The 16,153-nt window shown below is 67.9% G+C and carries 16 protein-coding genes, 1 tRNA gene and 1 pseudogene; 8 read left to right on the top strand and 10 right to left on the bottom strand.

Annotated elements, in window-relative coordinates; genetic code table 11:
• Positions 1-21: 21 nt before the first annotated feature.
• The 7 genes from M4I32_RS02410 (at position 22) to M4I32_RS02380 (ending at position 7,645) form a co-directional block, all read left to right on the top strand.
• Complete coding sequence (locus M4I32_RS02410; protein WP_319032883.1) at positions 22-1,614, top strand: MFS transporter; 1,593 nt, start codon at positions 22-24, stop codon at positions 1,612-1,614.
• Positions 1,577-2,623, top strand: coding sequence for a 3-isopropylmalate dehydrogenase (locus M4I32_RS02405; protein ID WP_319032882.1), 1,047 nt, complete (start codon positions 1,577-1,579; stop codon positions 2,621-2,623). Before M4I32_RS02410 ends, M4I32_RS02405 begins: the two co-directional genes overlap by 38 nt.
• Before the next feature lie 50 nt (positions 2,624-2,673).
• Positions 2,674-3,774: a branched-chain amino acid aminotransferase gene (locus M4I32_RS02400; RefSeq protein ID WP_319032881.1), complete on the top strand. Its 1,101-nt coding sequence runs from the start codon at positions 2,674-2,676 to the stop codon at positions 3,772-3,774.
• Positions 3,775-3,783: 9 nt separating this feature from the next.
• Positions 3,784-4,548 carry a fumarylacetoacetate hydrolase family protein gene (locus tag M4I32_RS02395; protein ID WP_319032880.1) on the top strand — a complete coding sequence of 255 codons (765 nt, stop codon included), beginning with the start codon at positions 3,784-3,786 and terminating at the stop codon, positions 4,546-4,548.
• A gap of 10 nt (positions 4,549-4,558) precedes the next feature.
• Complete coding sequence (locus M4I32_RS02390; protein ID WP_319032879.1) at positions 4,559-5,812, top strand: MFS transporter; 1,254 nt, start codon at positions 4,559-4,561, stop codon at positions 5,810-5,812.
• Between the two features lie 165 nt (positions 5,813-5,977).
• Positions 5,978-7,501, top strand: coding sequence for a glutamate--tRNA ligase (gltX, locus tag M4I32_RS02385; protein WP_319032878.1), 1,524 nt, complete (start codon positions 5,978-5,980; stop codon positions 7,499-7,501).
• Positions 7,502-7,570: 69 nt separating this feature from the next.
• A tRNA-Gln gene (locus M4I32_RS02380) sits at positions 7,571-7,645 on the top strand.
• Between the two features lie 652 nt (positions 7,646-8,297).
• Here the strand turns inward: M4I32_RS02380 and M4I32_RS15185 are convergent.
• From M4I32_RS15185 to M4I32_RS02350, 6 genes and pseudogenes are all read right to left on the bottom strand, one after another.
• Positions 8,298-9,332, bottom strand: a pseudogene (locus M4I32_RS15185) (recombinase family protein); the annotation flags it as partial.
• 266 nt (positions 9,333-9,598) lie between these two features.
• Positions 9,599-9,739, bottom strand: coding sequence for a hypothetical protein (locus M4I32_RS02370; protein WP_319032876.1), 141 nt, complete (start codon positions 9,737-9,739; stop codon positions 9,599-9,601).
• Between the two features lie 55 nt (positions 9,740-9,794).
• On the bottom strand, positions 9,795-10,607 hold the full coding sequence (locus tag M4I32_RS02365; RefSeq protein ID WP_319032875.1) for a hypothetical protein: 813 nt from the start codon (positions 10,605-10,607) through the stop codon (positions 9,795-9,797).
• Entirely contained in the window at positions 10,604-10,906 is a 303-nt protein-coding gene (locus M4I32_RS02360; protein WP_319032874.1) for a hypothetical protein, read from the bottom strand. Before M4I32_RS02360 ends, M4I32_RS02365 begins: the two co-directional genes overlap by 4 nt.
• Entirely contained in the window at positions 10,903-11,751 is an 849-nt protein-coding gene (locus tag M4I32_RS02355) for a replication-relaxation family protein (RefSeq protein ID WP_319032873.1), read from the bottom strand. The genes M4I32_RS02360 and M4I32_RS02355 overlap by 4 nt, the downstream gene beginning before the upstream one ends.
• A 187-nt stretch (positions 11,752-11,938) precedes the next feature.
• Positions 11,939-13,354: a type IV secretory system conjugative DNA transfer family protein gene (locus M4I32_RS02350; RefSeq protein ID WP_319032872.1), complete on the bottom strand. Its 1,416-nt coding sequence runs from the start codon at positions 13,352-13,354 to the stop codon at positions 11,939-11,941.
• A gap of 48 nt (positions 13,355-13,402) precedes the next feature.
• Between M4I32_RS02350 and M4I32_RS02345 the strand changes: the two genes are divergently transcribed.
• Entirely contained in the window at positions 13,403-13,846 is a 444-nt protein-coding gene (locus M4I32_RS02345; protein ID WP_319032871.1) for a hypothetical protein, read from the top strand.
• Positions 13,847-14,431: 585 nt separating this feature from the next.
• On the opposite strand, the gene M4I32_RS02340 is transcribed toward M4I32_RS02345, so the two are convergent.
• The 4 genes from M4I32_RS02340 to M4I32_RS02325 all read right to left on the bottom strand — a co-directional run bounded on the left by M4I32_RS02340 (position 14,432) and on the right by M4I32_RS02325 (position 16,138).
• The gene (locus tag M4I32_RS02340; protein ID WP_319032870.1) at positions 14,432-14,632 is read right to left on the bottom strand and encodes a hypothetical protein; all 201 of its coding nucleotides are present in this window, start codon (positions 14,630-14,632) and stop codon (positions 14,432-14,434) included.
• Between the two features lie 3 nt (positions 14,633-14,635).
• Complete coding sequence (locus M4I32_RS02335; RefSeq protein ID WP_319032869.1) at positions 14,636-15,292, bottom strand: MT-A70 family methyltransferase; 657 nt, start codon at positions 15,290-15,292, stop codon at positions 14,636-14,638.
• 250 nt (positions 15,293-15,542) lie between these two features.
• On the bottom strand, positions 15,543-15,827 hold the full coding sequence (locus M4I32_RS02330; protein ID WP_319032868.1) for a hypothetical protein: 285 nt from the start codon (positions 15,825-15,827) through the stop codon (positions 15,543-15,545).
• Positions 15,824-16,138 (bottom strand): hypothetical protein, encoded by a 315-nt coding sequence (locus tag M4I32_RS02325; RefSeq protein WP_319032867.1) that lies wholly within the window; start codon positions 16,136-16,138, stop codon positions 15,824-15,826. Before M4I32_RS02325 ends, M4I32_RS02330 begins: the two co-directional genes overlap by 4 nt.
• Positions 16,139-16,153: the final 15 nt, after the last annotated feature.

Genomic DNA, 16,153 nt, shown 5'->3' with positions numbered 1-16,153 from the left:
ACAATCGGAAGGCGGAGCAGGATGACCCGGGTCGAGCAGGGTGCGCGTGCGCACGTCGGCGAACGCGTGGGCTGGCGGGGGTGGGCCGCGCTCGCGGTGCTGATGCTGCCGGTGCTGCTCGTGTCGGTCGACAACACCGTGCTCAGCTTTGCGCTGCCGCAGATCGCCCTGCAGCTGGAGCCCACCAGCGCGCAGCAGCTGTGGATCATCGACGCCTACCCGCTCGTGCTCGCCAGCCTGCTCGTGACGATGGGCTCGCTGGGCGACCGGTTCGGCCGGCGCAGGATGCTGCTGATCGGCGCGTCCGGTTTCGGTGTCGTCTCGATCGCCGCAGCGTTCGCCCCGACCGCCGGCGTGCTGATCGCCGCCCGTGTGGGGCTGGGCCTGTTCGGCGCGATGCTGATGCCATCGACGCTCTCGCTCCTGCGCACGGTGTTCCGCGATCGCGAGCAGCGCCGTCTCGCGATCGCGATCTGGGCGTCGGGCTTCAGCGCCGGCATGGCGCTCGGCCCGATCGTGGGGGGCCTGCTGCTCGAGCACTTTCCCTGGGGTTCGGTCTTCCTGCTCGCCGTTCCGGTGCTCATTCCGCTGCTCGTGTTCGCGCCGATGCTGGTCACCGAGAGCTGCGATCCGAACCCCGGTCGCGTCGACCTGCCGAGCATCGCGCTGTCTCTCGGCACCATGGTCCCGATCGTGTTCGGGATCAAATCGCTCGCCGTCGTCGGCTTCACCGGTCCCGCGCTGCCGCTGTTCGCCGTCGGTCTCGCCGTCGGTGCGCTCTTCGTCCGCCGCCAACGGCGCACTCCCGACCCCCTGCTCGATCTCGCGCTGTTCCGGCAGGGCAACTTCAGCGGTGCCGTCATCGTCAATCTGTTGAGCGTCATCGGCCTGGTCGGGTTCCTCTACTTCGCGGCGCAGCACCTGCAGCTGATCGTGGGGCTCAGCCCCTTCGACGCCGGGCTCGCGCTGGTGCCGGGTCTGATGATGATGATCGTCGCGGGCCTCGCAGTGGTGCCCGTGGCCCGCCGCGTCTCGCCGCGTCTGCTCGTGCCCGCGGCCCTCGCACTCTCGGTCGGCGGCTACCTGCTCGTGGCGACCACGACGAGCGCCGACAGCCTCCTGCCCCTGACGCTGGCCTTCATGGTGCTGGGAACGGGCTTCGGGATCGCGCAGACGGTCTCGAACGAGCTGGTGCTCACCAGCGCGCCCTCCGACAAGACGGGGGCGGCCTCGGCCGTCTCCGAGACCGCCTACGAGCTGGGCGCCGTCCTCGGCACGTCGGTGATGGGCGGCATCCTCACCGCCATGTACCGCTTCGGTCTCGACATGCCGGCCGGGCTGCCGGCGGAGGTGCGCGGGGCGGCGAGAGAGACGCTGGCGGGCGCGATGGCCGCGGCGGACGGGCTCGGGGGACCGCTCGGCGAGGCGCTGCGCACCGCCTCGGCCCACGCCTTCGACACCGGGGTCGTCGTGACGTCGATCATCGGCGCCCTCCTGCTGGTGATCGCCGCCGTGGTCGCGGCCGCTAGCCTGGGGGGAGCAACATTCCCCGCCCCACCCCAGGAGTCGCCCCATCATGTCGCGCGTCGTCAAACTAGCCGTCATCCCGGGTGACGGAATCGGTCCCGAGGTCATCGACGAGGCGCAGAAGGTGCTGGATGCGGCGACCGCCGGCGGCGCTGTCGCCTTCGACACCACGCGGTTCGAACTCGGTGCGGGGCGCTACCTCGACACGGGCGACACGCTCACCGACGACGACCTCGACGCGGTCAAGGCCCACGACGCGATCCTGCTCGGTGCCGTCGGCGGCATGCCGGGCGACCCGCGCCTGAAGAACGCCAATATCGAGCGTGGTCTGCTCCTGAAGCTCCGGTTCGAGCTCGACCACTACGTCAACCTGCGCCCGTCGAAGCTCTACCCGTCGGTCCCGGGTCCGCTCGCGGACGCCGGATCGGTCGACTTCGTCGTCGTGCGCGAAGGAACCGAGGGCCCGTACGTGGGCAATGGTGGTTCGCTCCGCACGGGCACGGCGCACGAGGTCGCCACCGAGGTCTCGGTCAACACGGCATACGGCATCGAACGGGTCGTGCGGCACGCGTTCGACCTGGCCGAGAAGCGCTCCCGCCGGGTGACGTGGGTGCACAAGACGAACGTGCTCGTGCACGCGGGTTCCATCTGGCAGCGGGTCGTCGCCGCTGTCGCCGCCGAACACCCCGACGTCGCCGTAGACTATCTGCACGTCGACGCGGCGACGATCTTCCTGGTCACGAACCCGTCCCGTTTCGACGTCATCGTCACCGACAACCTCTTCGGCGACATCCTGACCGACCTGGCCGGTGCGATCACCGGTGGAATCGGACTCGCGGCCTCCGGGAACATCAACCCCGAGGGCGCGTTCCCGTCGATGTTCGAGCCCGTCCACGGATCGGCGCCCGACATCGCGGGCCAGCAGAAGGCCGATCCGACGGCGGCGATCCTCTCCGTGGCCCTGCTGCTCGATCACCTCGGAATGACCGAGGAGGCCGCGCGCGTGACCCGCGCCGTCGAGGCCGACATCGCGCATCGCGACGGCGGGGTGCGCTCCACGAGCGCCATCGGCGACGCGATCGCGGCCCGCCTGTAGCCTGAAACACAGGGCGCCGCGGCGCCCCACCACCGACCGGCAGGACAGACATGACCCTCATCGACCCCGACACCGGCCTCGACCCCCTCGACTTCGAGGTGACGAAGAACCTGGCCGCCGTGCCCGCGGCGCAACGCGAGGAGATCCTCGCGAATCCGGGGTTCGGGACCCGGTTCACCGACCACATGGTCGATATCTGCTGGTCGGTGCGCGGCGGCTGGCACCGTCCGCGTGTCACGCCGTACGGTCCGCTGAGCCTGGACCCGGCATCCGCGGTGCTGCACTACGGGCAGGAGGTCTTCGAGGGCATCAAGGCGTACCGTCACGCCGACGGCTCCATCCACACGTTCCGTCCCGACCAGAACGGCCGGCGCCTGCAGCGGTCGGCGCGCCGCCTGGCGCTCCCGGAGCTTCCCGTCGAGTACTTCGTGCAGTCGCTGCGCGAACTGGTCACCGTCGACAAGGACTGGGTGCCCTCGGGACCCGACCAGAGCCTGTACCTGCGCCCCTTCATGTTCGCCAAGGAGGCGTTCCTCGGTGTGCGGCCCGCGCACAAGGTGGGCTACTACGTGATCGCCTCGCCCGCCGGCTCGTACTTCACCGGCGGCGTCGACCCCGTCACCATCTGGCTGTCGGAGGACTACGCGCGCGCCGGCAAGGGCGGCACCGGTGCCGCGAAGACGGGCGGCAACTACGCTGCGTCGCTGCTGCCGCAGTCCGAGGCGTACGAGAACGAGTGCGACCAGGTCGTCTTCCTCGACGAGCACCGCAACGTCGAGGAGCTCGGCGGAATGAACATCGTCTTCGTGCACAAGGACGGCACCGTCGTCACGCCGATGTCGCCGTCGATCCTCGAGGGCATCACCCGCAACTCGATCCTGCAGCTGGCGGAGGACCGCGGTCACAAGATCGAAGGCCGGCCGGTCTCGCTCGAGGAGTGGCGCGAGGGTGTGGCCTCGGGCGACATCGTCGAGGTCTTCGCGTGCGGCACCGCCGCGGTGATCACACCCATCGGGGGCCTGAAGGGCCGGGACTTCTATGAGGAGCAGCCCGCCGGCGACCTCGCGCTCTCGCTGCGCGAGGAGCTCACCGACATCCAGTACGGCCGTCGCGAAGACAAGCACGGCTGGCTGGTGCGCCTGGACGCTTAGGCTGATCCGGTGAAGATCGTTCGGTTCAGCCACGAAGAGACCATCCGCTACGGCATCGTCGACGGGCCGGAACTGGTCGTGCTCGAGGGCGACCCGCTGTTCGCGGGCTTCGGCACGACCGGCGAGCGGGTGCGCGTCGGCGACGTGTCGCTGCTCGCGCCCGTCATCCCGCGTTCCAAGGTCGTGTGCGTCGGCAAGAACTATCACGACCACGCCGCCGAGATGGGGGGCGAGGCTCCCGCGGAGCCGCTCCTTTTCCTCAAGCCGAACACGGCCGTGATCGGCCCCGGCGACGCCATCGTGCGGCCGCCACAGTCGGAGCAGACCGACTTCGAGGGTGAGCTCGCCGTGGTGATCGGGCGGATCGCGAGGAATGTGCCCGCGGCATCCGCCCTGGATTACGTGCTCGGGTACACGCTCGGCAACGACGTCACGGCGCGGGACCTGCAGCGCTCGGATGGGCAGTGGACCCGTGCGAAGGGGTTCGACACGTTCTGTCCGCTCGGCCCGGCCATCGAGACCGACTTCGATGCAGCCACGGCGACGATCCAGACCCGCGTGAACGACGAAGTCAAGCAGAGCGCCCCGCTGACCGACATGATCCACTCGGTCGCCGACATCATCGCGTACGCGTCGGCCGTGTTCACCCTGCTGCCGGGCGATGTGATCCTGACCGGCACGCCCGCCGGGGTCGGGCCCGTCGTCGCGGGAGACGTGGTCGAGGTCGAGATCCCGGGGCTCGGCGTACTGCGCAATACCGTGCGAGACGCGTAGGGCTGCGCACATGCCCGCCGCGGTTCCCGCCGGCGCGCTGCCGGCCGACGTGTCCGCCGTGCAGCGCCGCACCGTGCTGGTGCTCGCGTCGGGCCAGGTGCTCGGCGGACTCGCCCTCGGGGCCACGATCTCGCTCGGCGCGCTGCTTGCCGCGGACATCTCGGGCGATGACGCGCTGTCGGGCCTCGCGACCGCATCGCTGACGCTCGGTTCCGCCGCCCTGGCCGTGCCGTTGGCGGCCCTGGCCCGGCGCCGCGGCCGGCGAATCTCGCTGTCTTCGGGCATGCTCATCGCGCTTCTGGGCGTCGCGGTGGTCATCGCGGCGGCATCCGTGCGGGTGTTCCCGCTGCTGCTCGTGGGGTTCGTGCTGGTCGGATCGGGCACGGCCGCCAACCTGCAGTCGCGTTTCGCCGCCGCCGATCTCGCCACGGACGCCACGCGGGGGCGGGACCTCTCTCTCGTGGTGTGGGCCACCACGATCGGCGCCGTGCTCGGCCCCAACCTGGTCGGTCCCGGCGAGGCGATCGGCGCCGCGCTGGGCATGCCCCCGCTGACCGGACCGTACGTGTTCACGATCGTCGCGCAGCTGCTCGCCATCGCGCTGTACCTGCTCGCCCTGCGCCCCGACCCGCTGGTGCTGGCGGCAAAGCTCCGGGCCGCGGTCGCCGACGACGCCGGCACGCGGACCATGACGCATCCCGACCGCCCGGCGCTGGCGCGCTTCGCGATCTTCGCGGTCGCGGCCAGTCACGGCGTCATGGTGGCCGTGATGGCCATGACGCCGGTGCATCTGCTGCATCACGGGGCGACGCTGACGGTGATCGGTCTGACGATCAGCCTGCACATCGCGGGGATGTACGCGCTGAGCCCGGTGTTCGGCGTTCTGGCCGACCGCCTGGGCCGGCAGGCCACCATCGGGATCGGTCAGGCGCTGCTGTTCGCGTCGCTGCTGACGGCCTGGCTGTGGTCGGAGGTGTCCGCCGCGGTCACGGTCTCACTCATCCTGCTCGGACTCGGCTGGAGCGCCGCGACAGTGGCCGGCTCGGCGCTGCTGACCGAGGCGACCACCGAGCCGCTGCGCACCCGCCGCCAGGGACGGAGCGACCTGACGATGAATCTCGTGGGCGCGGCGGGTGCGGTGGGCGCGGGCGTGGTGCTCGGGTGGATCGGCTACAGCGGACTCGCGCTGGTCGCGATGCTCGCGGTCGCGGCGGTGGTCGCCGGGCTCGTGCTGGTGCGGCGCCGGGCGCGGCACGCAGCCTGAGCGCGGCGTCCGTGCGCGCGGTTCCTGTGCGCCGCGGCTGCACTTTTCGGCGGGGGCTACAGGGATAGCTGGCGCCGATGCCGAGAAGTGCAGCCGCCGTGGGGGGATGCGGGAGCGCCGGGAGCGCCGGGCTCGACGGCGCGTCCCGGATAAGATGGGCCCGACATGTCTGACGCCCCCGCATCCGCTTCATACCCGACCACCACCGCCACCGGCACGGACGTGCGCGTGCGGTTCTGCCCCTCGCCCACCGGCCTGCCCCACGTCGGGCTCGTGCGCACGGCGCTGTTCAACTGGGCTTACGCGCGGCACCACGGGGGCGCACTCGTGTTCCGCATCGAAGACACCGACGCGGCCCGCGACTCGGAGGAGAGCTACGCCCAGCTGCTCGACGCTCTGCGGTGGCTGCGGATCGACTGGGACGAGGGTGTCGAGGTCGGTGGCCCGCACGGGCCGTACCGGCAGTCGCAGCGCCACGAGCTCTACCGCGGCGTGCTCGACAAGCTGATCGCTGCCGGAGCAGTGTACGAGAGCTACTCCACGGGCGAGGAGGTCGACGCGCGCAACGAGGCGAACGGCCGGGCGAAGCAGCTGGGCTACGACAACTTCGACCGCGACCTCACGGACGATCAGCGGGCGGCGTTCCGCGCCGAGGGGCGCGAGCCCGCCTGGCGACTGCGGGTCCCCGACGAGGACATGACCTACACCGACCTCGTGCGCGGCGAGGTGACTTTTCCGGCCGGGTCCTTCTCGGACTTCGTCATCGTCCGCGCCGGGGGCGTGCCGCTGTACACGTTCGTGAACCCGGTCGACGACGCGCTCATGGGCATCACCCACGTGCTGCGGGGCGAGGATCTGATGCCCTCGACCGCCCGTCAGCTCGCGCTGTACCGGGCTCTCATCGACGCCGGCGTCACGTCGTTCATCCCGCGGTTCGGGCATCTGCCGCTCGTGCTCGGCGACGGCAACAAGAAGCTGTCCAAGCGCGATCCGCGCGCCGACCTCTTTCTGCAGCGCGAAAAGGGCTTCATCCACGAGGGCCTGCTCAACTACCTCGCGCTGCTCGGCTGGTCGATCGCCCCCGACCGCGATGTGTTCTCGCTCGATGAGTTCACCGCCGCCTTCGATGTGGCAGACGTCAATCCGAACCCGGCGCGCTTCGACCAGAAGAAGGCGGAGGCGCTCAACGGCGACCACATCCGGATGCTGTCGCCCGAGGTGTTCGTCGGGCGCATCACCCCGTACCTTCAGCAGGCGGGACTGGTACAGACACCGCCCACGAGGGAGCAGGAGCGACTCATCGCCGAGGCGGCGCCGCTCATCCAGGAGCGGGTGCAGCTGCTGGGGGAGGTGCCCGGGATGCTGGGCTTTCTGTTCGCCGAGCAGGTCGAGTACGACGAAGCCGCAGTGGCGTCCCTGCCCGACACCGCGGGCGAAGTGCTCGCCGCCTGCGTCGGGGCGCTCGAGCTGGTGCCGGAGTCGGAGTTCCGTGCCGCCGCGATCCAGGACGCCCTCGCGGCTGCCCTGGTCGAGGGGCTCGGCCTCAAGCCGCGTGTCGCCTACGGACCGCCGCGCGTCGCGGTGACGGGGCGTCGTGTCTCGCCGCCGCTGTTCGAATCGATGGAGCTGCTCGGCAAGACCGAGACCATCGCGCGGCTGGGGGCGCTCGCGCGCCGGCCGACGGCCTGACGTCTCGGTTTGGCGGGCGGCTCCGCGTCGCCTAAGATGGACTATTGGCGCGGGTGGTCCTGCGCCCTGTGGGGTATGGTGTAATTGGCAACACGGCGGTTTCTGGTACCGTTGTTCTTGGTTCGAGTCCAGGTACCCCAGCCATTTCATAGTTACTCAAACCACGGACAAAAGAACTAGTTGCTGACGGTTTAGAAGAAGAGCTCCTCGCATTATCGCGAGGAGCTTTTGCTTTGCTCTGCTCGAGAGACGCCTCACTGCTGCCGCACGCCTTGCGCACGCTGGTGCTGACGACGCTACGGTCACCTCTGACGTGAATCTCCTTGTCTTCGACGGTGACGAAGAGGCGCGAGAAGAACGCAGTGAGCAGATCACGCCTGACCGCTTCGGATGCCCGCCGGTATAGCTCGCCGGGATTCTTGAGAAGGTTCAAGAAGGCGACCGCCATCTCAGCGCCATAGCGCAGGCGGTCTGTTGTGACCTCGAGCTTCTCTCCAATCGCAGCCTTCTGCAGTGCTGTCGCCTCGATACGTTCACGGATCTTCGTCATTGCCACCGAGCCTGTCGCTGCAAGCTCGATCAGCCGTTCTTCCTGGGCTTCGAGCTTGTCGTGCTGCGTTCGAAGTTGGGCCTTCACGTCTCGGTCGGCGGCGAGCAGTTCGTCGAGCGACGCCGTGACGCGCTCTTTCATCGTCTCAATGGTGTCGGCTGGGAGGCGTTCGCTGGCCACGACGGGCACGATGTGAGCCTCGATCTGCTCGACTCGGATCGCCGGTGTCGAGCAGAGCCGACGCTGTTTGGCGGCGCAGATGAGGTACTCGTACGTCCCGCCGTTGCCGGTGTTCTGGCTGTAGAGCAGGCGGCTTGTGCGCCCGGCATCGTGGCACTCACCGCAATACAGCATTCCCTTCAGGTAATGGGAGTGGACGATGTCGCGGTCGCCTTGCCGGTTGCGCTGATCCAGCACTTCCTGCACCTTCAGGAAGGTCTCCTTGGAAACGAGCGCATCGTGGCGTCCGACGTAGAGCTTGCCTTTGTACCGATTGACGCCCGTGTAGTACGGATCGCGGAGCAGCGTTGCGAGTCGGCTGTTGCTCACGGGTCGAGCGGGGCGCGACGGCGACGGCCGGGTCGTGAGGCCCTGTTCCTGCATCAGCTCCGTGAGCTGACTGATCGAGTATCGACCGGTCGCGTACTGCTCGAAAGCCCACGCTACGAGCGGCCCTCGTTCGGGGTCGACATCGATCGTGTTGACGAGGCGACCGCTGAAGTCCTTTCGGACGTTGAGGTACCCCAGCTTCGCTCGGCCGACCGAGCCGCCCTGCTCAACCTTGTGAGCCATCTTCACCTTGACGTCCTCACCGTTCATGCGGACCTGGACTTCGTTCATGACGTCGGTGATGGCTTCCATCGCGTCGGCCATGTAGCCGTCGCCGAACTCTTCCTTCGCCGAGATCAGCCGAACACCCTTCTGCAGGAGTTCGCGTTTGGTGATCGCCGCATCTGTGAAGTTTCGAAACACGCGCGAGCGCATGTAGATGACGACGTACTTCACTTCGGGGTGATCGTCGAGGTAGCGCAGCATCTTCCTGAACTCGGCGCGCTTGGAGATCGTCTGCGCGGATTGCCCGGGTTCAACGAACTCGCGGGCAACTGTGGCGTGGAGGTCTCGTACCTTGCGGAGCGTCTCGACGCGTTGCGTCGCGATGCTGTTGCCGTCCTCGTCGATGTCGGCCGCCGTGTGGAGTTGCCGGGGTGTTGAGACCCGCAAGTAGACGACCGCCTGGGCGGCGGCGGTTGCGTCCTCTGCTGGCGTGAGGCTCGGCCCCATGAGGCGTTCCAAGCCGTCAAGCGAGTTCGCACGCGCGACGTCGGTCGCGTTTTCGATGAAAGATGAGCTCATTGGTGAGATACCTCCGTTTAGGTCCTCCGGATTAACGCTCTCTTTGGCCTCGAAGTCCAGCCCTTCTCGCGCGATTGGCGGGTTTTCCTGGGCATTGCCCTGGGGTCGGCTGGAGTTGTAGAAATCTCCTCGGATGTCATCGTCTTGCATGGCGATCTCCGTCTGCGGTCGCGTCGAAAGGTCGGGTCGAAGCGTTAGGGCTCGTCCGGATCGAAATGCTCGGAGCCGCCCTGGTTCGACGTCGCCCTGGGCTCGTGGTCGTACTGCTCCTGCGCCAGCCGAAGGAGCGCCCGAGCAAGGTAGTGGGTGTCGATTTCGTCCCGCCGTTCGGGCACGACCGTGATCCGGCGCTTGCGCTGGACACCTTTCCCGCGTCGATTACCTTTCCTCCTACCTGATGAAGGCATGCAGGCGCTCCTTCCACTCGACGAGGTCGTAGATGCCCCTGAGCCGGTCGGCGAGGGGCTCGAGGTTGAACTTGAGCGCTTCGGGTTCGATGCCGTGGTCGATCGCCCACTCCGCGAGGTCGTCTTCCCACTCGACGAGCGGGCTGAGGGCGCGGAGGGCATCTTCGATGTCGATGAATGTCCCGGCGTGCATCTCGTGGAAGCGTTCCATGATGTTCTCGGCCGCCGCGTTGACGTCGGGGAGCGAGAGGAAGGCCTGGAGCGCGTCGTCACGGTCGACGTCGAGTTCTGCGAGGGTTTCCTCCAGCTCGGCGATCTCCTGGCTGGCGTGGTCGGCTGATACGTGGACGAGGAAGCGTTGCCCGCGCACGGTGAGGGTGGTCGGGACGAGGAGACGGTCGAGCGTGGGCGGCAAGTGCTCGTTCATGAAGCGGCGGTCGGTGCTGGCGTTCTCTCGGTTCACGAGGTAGGTGCCGAGCCAGTCGATGAGCTCTTTGGTGGGCGCGTCGATGTGGTCGCTGGTGTAGAGCTGCAGGTACTCGTCGCGGAGGTCTTCGTAGCGTCCTTCGCCGGTGCGTCCGAAGTCGGCCAGGTGTGAGGTACGACCGTAACCGCGACCGAGAGCGTGCGCGATGGTGCGGGCGGTGAGGTCGTCGATCTCCCGGTGTTCGTCGATGGCGGCGCTGAGGCCTTCGGCGATGTGGTCAGTGAAGCGGCCGAGGGTGACTTCGAGTCGTCGCCAGTCCATGTCGCCGGCTTCTGCGGCTGGACGTGGCTGTGGTTCGTGTTCGGTCATTGTCGGCTTTCTCCGGCGATGATGTAGCGGCCGAGCGCGTCGACCCAGGCTTCTCGTTCCCATGGGACGCGCACGTCGTTGAGTTCGCTGAGGGCGGCTTCAGCGTCGAGGAGGCCGGTGGCGGCGAATCGTTCCAGTGCGCTGCCTGCGCCGTCATGGATCGAAGCGGCGATGAGTCGGGCTAGTGACTCGTCCTGTGCTTCGGGGTCGGCGTCGATCCAGTTGTCCAGCAGGGTCTGTGTGAGCTCAGACTGGTCGATCTGGCTGGGATCGGCTGTGAGTGAGTGTGGCGTGGTCATGGGGTTCCTCCTTTCGAGGTGAGTGATGTGGTGTACGGCGCCAAGTGCTCCAGGGTGTGAGCGACAGGCGCGGTGCTGAAGAGCTCGGCCTCAAGGGCGCGCTCGGCGCGTATCGCGGCGTCGATGTGCTCGGCGCGGCGCTGGTCGGGGGCCAGCCAGACGACGGCGGGAAAGAGGCCGCGGATGCGCTCCTCGGTGCCGTCGGAGAAATACCGCTGGTAGAGCTGGCACTTTCGCACCACGGCCGGTAGGTGCTCGGTGCCGCGGTCGACTTCGACGAAGCAGTGGGTTTCGGTCGTGTTGTCGGCGGTGACGATCAGTAGATCGGGCTTGAGTCTCAGGGTGGTGGCGCCGCTTCCGGAGAAAGTGCGCCAGCAGGTCGGCTCGGTCTCGAGTTCGAGCACTTCGTAGGCACCAGCTCTTGCCTGTTCGAGCACGGTCACGGCGACGTCGGCGACGGCCAGGGTGTGTGAGATGAAGGCGTTGCCGGGTTCAGTGAACTTGCGTCGGTCGGGGTCGCCGCGGCGGGCGCGCAGGTAGCGTTCGCCGGCCGCCGCGAGCTGCCAGACGGTGGACGTCGAGCCTGGCTGGAGTCCACCGATGCGTCGAGCGAGCGAAGTGATGACGCTTCGTTCCTGGAGTCGGGTCAGCACTCTGGTGGTGGCTCGTGTCGCAGCCGAGACGGTGGCGTGGTTGCCGAGCGGGCTGGCAGCGAAGTGGAGCCGCTGAAGCTGCCGAGTCGTCAGGAGACGGAAGCGCTCCAGGTTTTCGAGGATGGCGACGTCTCGTTCGCTGAGGTGCTGCTCCAGGTCGCGGATCCGGTAGGGGTTCCATGGGGCGCTCATAGGTGCCTCCAGGCCGAACCGGCGCCCGGCTGTACCCCTGCAAAGCAGGGGGATTCCCCGGCCAATTCGGGCGGCAGAGGCCGGAAGGTGGCCGTTTGAGGGGGTGCGTGGCAGGGGCGGCTGGACGGGTGGACGGATGAGCGACGGGAATGTCGCCGCTTCTGTGAACTTTGGAGCGCTGCGCTGGTCATGAGCGCCTCGCTCTCTGTCCTCGGCTGCGTTTCGGCGCCTGGTCGACTCGGTCGCTGGCCGGTTCCTTCGGCTCTCGGTCGGTGGTGTCGCGAGCGCCGAAGGCGTCGCGGCTGGCCTGACGGATCAGCTCTGAAGCGCCAAGCGATGGCGGGGGTGGGAGTGTGCGGGCGGAGAACCAGCCGCCGGGAGCACCGTCGACCATGAGCTGGGCGTAGATCTCGTACTTGCCGAGTGACTCGAAGTCTTCCGCTGCGAGCGTGCGCGTCTGGTTGGCGAGGTCGCGGGCGTCGTCTCGGGTGAGGGCGAAGCAGATCTTCGAGCGCGCGTTCACGTCGAAGGCGCTGCGCATTGCCCGGGGGAGCTGCTCGCGAAACTGATGTGCGAGGTGCCAGGCCACGCCGTAAGAACGAGAGGTCGCCAGAGCGTCACCGATGGAGGTTGGTAGATGGAGGTAGTTCTGCACTTCATCGACGATGACTATCCCGGGGCGCGACTTCGGGTCTTTCTCGGCGGCGCGCTCGAGGGTCGCGAGCCAGATCTCGGCCACGACGAGGCTGCCGAGGAACCGGGACGCACCGCTGCCGATCAGCGATTCGTTGAGCGGGACGAGGACGGTTTTGCCCTCGCGGAAGACGTCGCGCAGCCGGAAGCGGGGTTGAGATTGTCCGAGAATCGCGACCAGGTTCTTGCGCAGAACCAGCTTGCGGAGCTTATTGAGGGGCGCGGCGATCATGGCGGCGCGCTGGCCGGGCCGGAGTTCCTCGAACTCGGCCCAGAAGGTCGCCAGCGTCGGGTCGGCGGTGACGTGCTTGGTGACGCTTTGGCGGAAGCGGGCCTCGGTGAGCAGCGTGGGTAGATCGACGAGCGTATACGGCGCACCCCGAGCAACTCCGGCTCGCGCGAGCGAGAGCAGAGACCCTTGGATCAGGTACTCGGTCCTCGGTCCCCACCCGTCCTCGAACACCGCCTGGAGCGCGGCCAGCACTCCGTCCATGGCGATGTCCGGGTCGCGGTCGCCGATGTCGAGCGGATTGAAACCGACCGGCTGCTCGTCCGCGGCGTCCAGCACGACGACGTTGCCTGCCGCGCTGGCTGGCAAGTGGTCCAGGATGGCGTCAACGAGCTGTCGCTTGGGCTCGATGACGACGCACGCTCGTCCGGCCTCGATATCGGACAGCACGAGATGCTCCAGGGCCTGAGACTTCCCCGACCCGGTGGGGCCGAGTACGACGAGGTGCTGCAAACGGTCCCTGGGAGGGAACCCGATCGGGCGGTCGGGCCCGGGCGCCGTTCCGACGGCGAAGACCGAGACATCGCTCGATACGGCCTTGGGGGCGGCGAGCCGACGCGGATGGATCGGATTGACCCCTGCGTAGTTGCGGTCACCCAACGGCCAGCCCAGCAGCGGCACCACCTCGTCGGGAGTCAGGTGCAGCCCGCTTCGCGATGGATGCGCTCGGTGCACGTGAACGGGTGGGATGCGACGGAGCTGGAGGCGGATGCCGACACTTTGAAGCGCCTGAAGGCTTCCGAACACGCTGCGAGCCAGTCGCCCGCGCCGATCCGCGTCTGGCCCCGAGACGCCGATGCGGATCGTGACGCCGATCCGAGTGTCCGCGGCATGCTCGACGAGTCGCCTGCGAGTTTCGGCGGTTGCGCGACGGCTACCGCGCCAGATCCGGTCCGCGACCGGCTGCAGCGGGTCCGCCACGGCCGTCTCGACGGGCTGCGGGTTTCGGGCCGCGCCAAGCACCACTTGAAGCACAACCTCTTCGCCTTTGCCGCGTCCGGTGACGGCCGAGAGCACCGCGGCGACCACGTCCTCCGGGGCTCGGTCCCTGAGCGGAAGCGCACTCTGCTGAGCGCTGACCCGGCCTGCCGCGTCGACGGGCTTTCGGTCTAGCGCGCCGAACGTCGCGTCGGGGAGCACTGCGCGGAGTAGTCGCTTGAAAGTGTGGACGGCTGTGGCTGCGCAGCCGAGGGTGTACTGCACGCCGTCGTCGCCTGCCCGTAGCTCGAAGGCGACTGGACGGGGCACGTCCGACGCGCTGATTCTGGTGAGCAGTTGGCTGACAGCGGTCGGCTCGATGGGCCGCGGCAGGTCGAGACGGGAGAAGACGAACGGTTCAGGCATATCCGTCCTCCCCGCGGGGCGGGCGCATGGCATCGAGCGGGAGCTGAGCCTGCGCTTCGGCTTCTCGCCGAGCGTTCGCCAGACCGTACGCCGTGAGGACACGGCCGACGCGGGGCGGCAGATCGTCGCGTCGATCGCCACGGACACGCACTCGCAATTCTCGGGGCTGCTCACGACGGCTTGGCTTCTTCGGCACGGTGGCCTCCTTTCGCATTTCTCCTTTCGCTTCTCGGCCGTCGGCAGTCGCTGGGTCCATCCCGCAAGTGGGAAGCTCGTTTATGCACGAGCCCTGGGGTTTTGTAAAGGGGTGTTGTCTATTCCGCAACGTCGCGACAGAGGTCATCGCGCTCATGCTCACCACCCCCGATCCCGTCGCCACCTCGCGTACCAGACGACGCTGCCCACCAGCGCGACCACGACTGCGATCAGCAGCAGCCAGCCCCAGAACTGCGCGAGCACCTCGACCGCCAGCCAGAGCGCGAGCACGCTCAGCAGGAGCAACAGGCAGGCGGAGAAGACGCGCATTGCGAAGGACGCTGGCTTGTCGTCGGCCATGGCTCATCCCTCCACCTCTTGAATGACCTCGCCGGTATGCGTCTCGTCTTGTCGAGCGAAATCGGAGGGCACGGGGTAGCCCCATTTCAAGAGCGACGCGTCGCTTTCGATCTCGTTCCCCCACACCCACCAGTTCGGGGCGGGCGGGCGACGTCGGGCAAACAGCTCGAGCTTGGTTGCGTCCCGCCCCGACACTCGATCGATCACCGCATAGGCCTCGTCTGGCTTGACCGAGTGGTCGAGAAGCGGCGCGAACATCCAGGTGGGTTGCGACCGGTACTTGACCGGTGCCGTGCCCCTCGTTCCGAACAGCAGGTGCTCGGTCGCGTTGCGCAGGTAGTTGCCGAGAGTGAAGCGCGGCTTGATCCAGGTCAGGGGCGATCGGACGGTGTAGCCCCATGCCTCCATGACGTCGTACCCGTCGCGGAGGGTTGCGTTGGTGACCCACAGGTAGAGGTGGCTGTTCGGCGCGCCAAGTGCGCGAACCGCGTCGCCGAGGCCCTTGACTTCCTCAAGCGACAAGAGGTCGTAGTGTTTGCCAGCGCCGCGAGCGCCCTTCTGCTGGAGATCCCAGGGCGGATCCGCGTAAATGACATCGAACGCCTCGGGGGCGTCGGTTCGTGCTGGCAGCTCGTTTGGCAGCTGCGGTGGGTTGAACATCAATTGCTCCTTTCTGACCCGACTTGCTCGGGCTGAGGGATGGGTATGAGCGGCTGGCGACGATTCGTCAACCGTCTGGTCGCTCTTTCCCCAGATGCGGCTGGACGGCCGGACGGACAGGATCGGCATCGAGCACATTGGGATGCGAGAGGTTGGTCCTGAACGCCGATGTGGAATCGACAACGGCGACCGCGACCGGACGAGAGAGCGGGGGCAGCGCGCACCCGCGCCGCCCCCACTCGGTGCCTTGCTAGTGGCGTGAGGGGAGGGTTCCGGAGGCTTGGTGTGAGGCGCGGATCATGGCGCGGCGCGCCTCGTGTGCCTCCGTACTCATGGCAGTGGCGAGACGCAGCACGGCGCCGCGAAGCTCCTCCTCCGTCGCATCGAGCTCCGCTTCGATCTGGGCGACGTTCCGGCGCTTGCCCCGCCGTCGTTGCTGCACCAGGTACTCCACTACCTCGGCACCCTTCTCCAACACGGCCGTCAGCAGCAGGAACGGCAGGCCGACCAGCGCCAAGAGTCCGAGCAACATCACGACCACCTCCTCACGGCAGCCGCCGCGCCGAGCGTGTAGCTATCGACGATCTCGCGGTAGCGGGCCTCGCCCAGCGGAGCGACCGTGATGAGGTGCTGTTCCAGCGCGGTCAGCGCCCCAACGTGCTCGAGGGCGAGGTTGGCGATGGCGGCGCGCGCCTCCTCGGTCTGCCCCGCTATGATCGCCCGAGTCTGCACTCGCTCGACCTCCCGGCGCACCTGGCGCTGGGTGCTCAGCGACATCGCCCCCATGCCGGCGCGTGAGTCGAGACGCGAACCGGAAGAGACGAGCTGACTGGATGGGTTCTGCATGTCGAACCTCCTTTC

The sequence above is a fragment of the Microbacterium sp. LRZ72 genome, from assembly GCF_033792225.1.
GTDB lineage: Bacteria > Actinomycetota > Actinomycetes > Actinomycetales > Microbacteriaceae > Microbacterium.
This window is presented reverse-complemented; position numbering and strand designations above follow the sequence as displayed.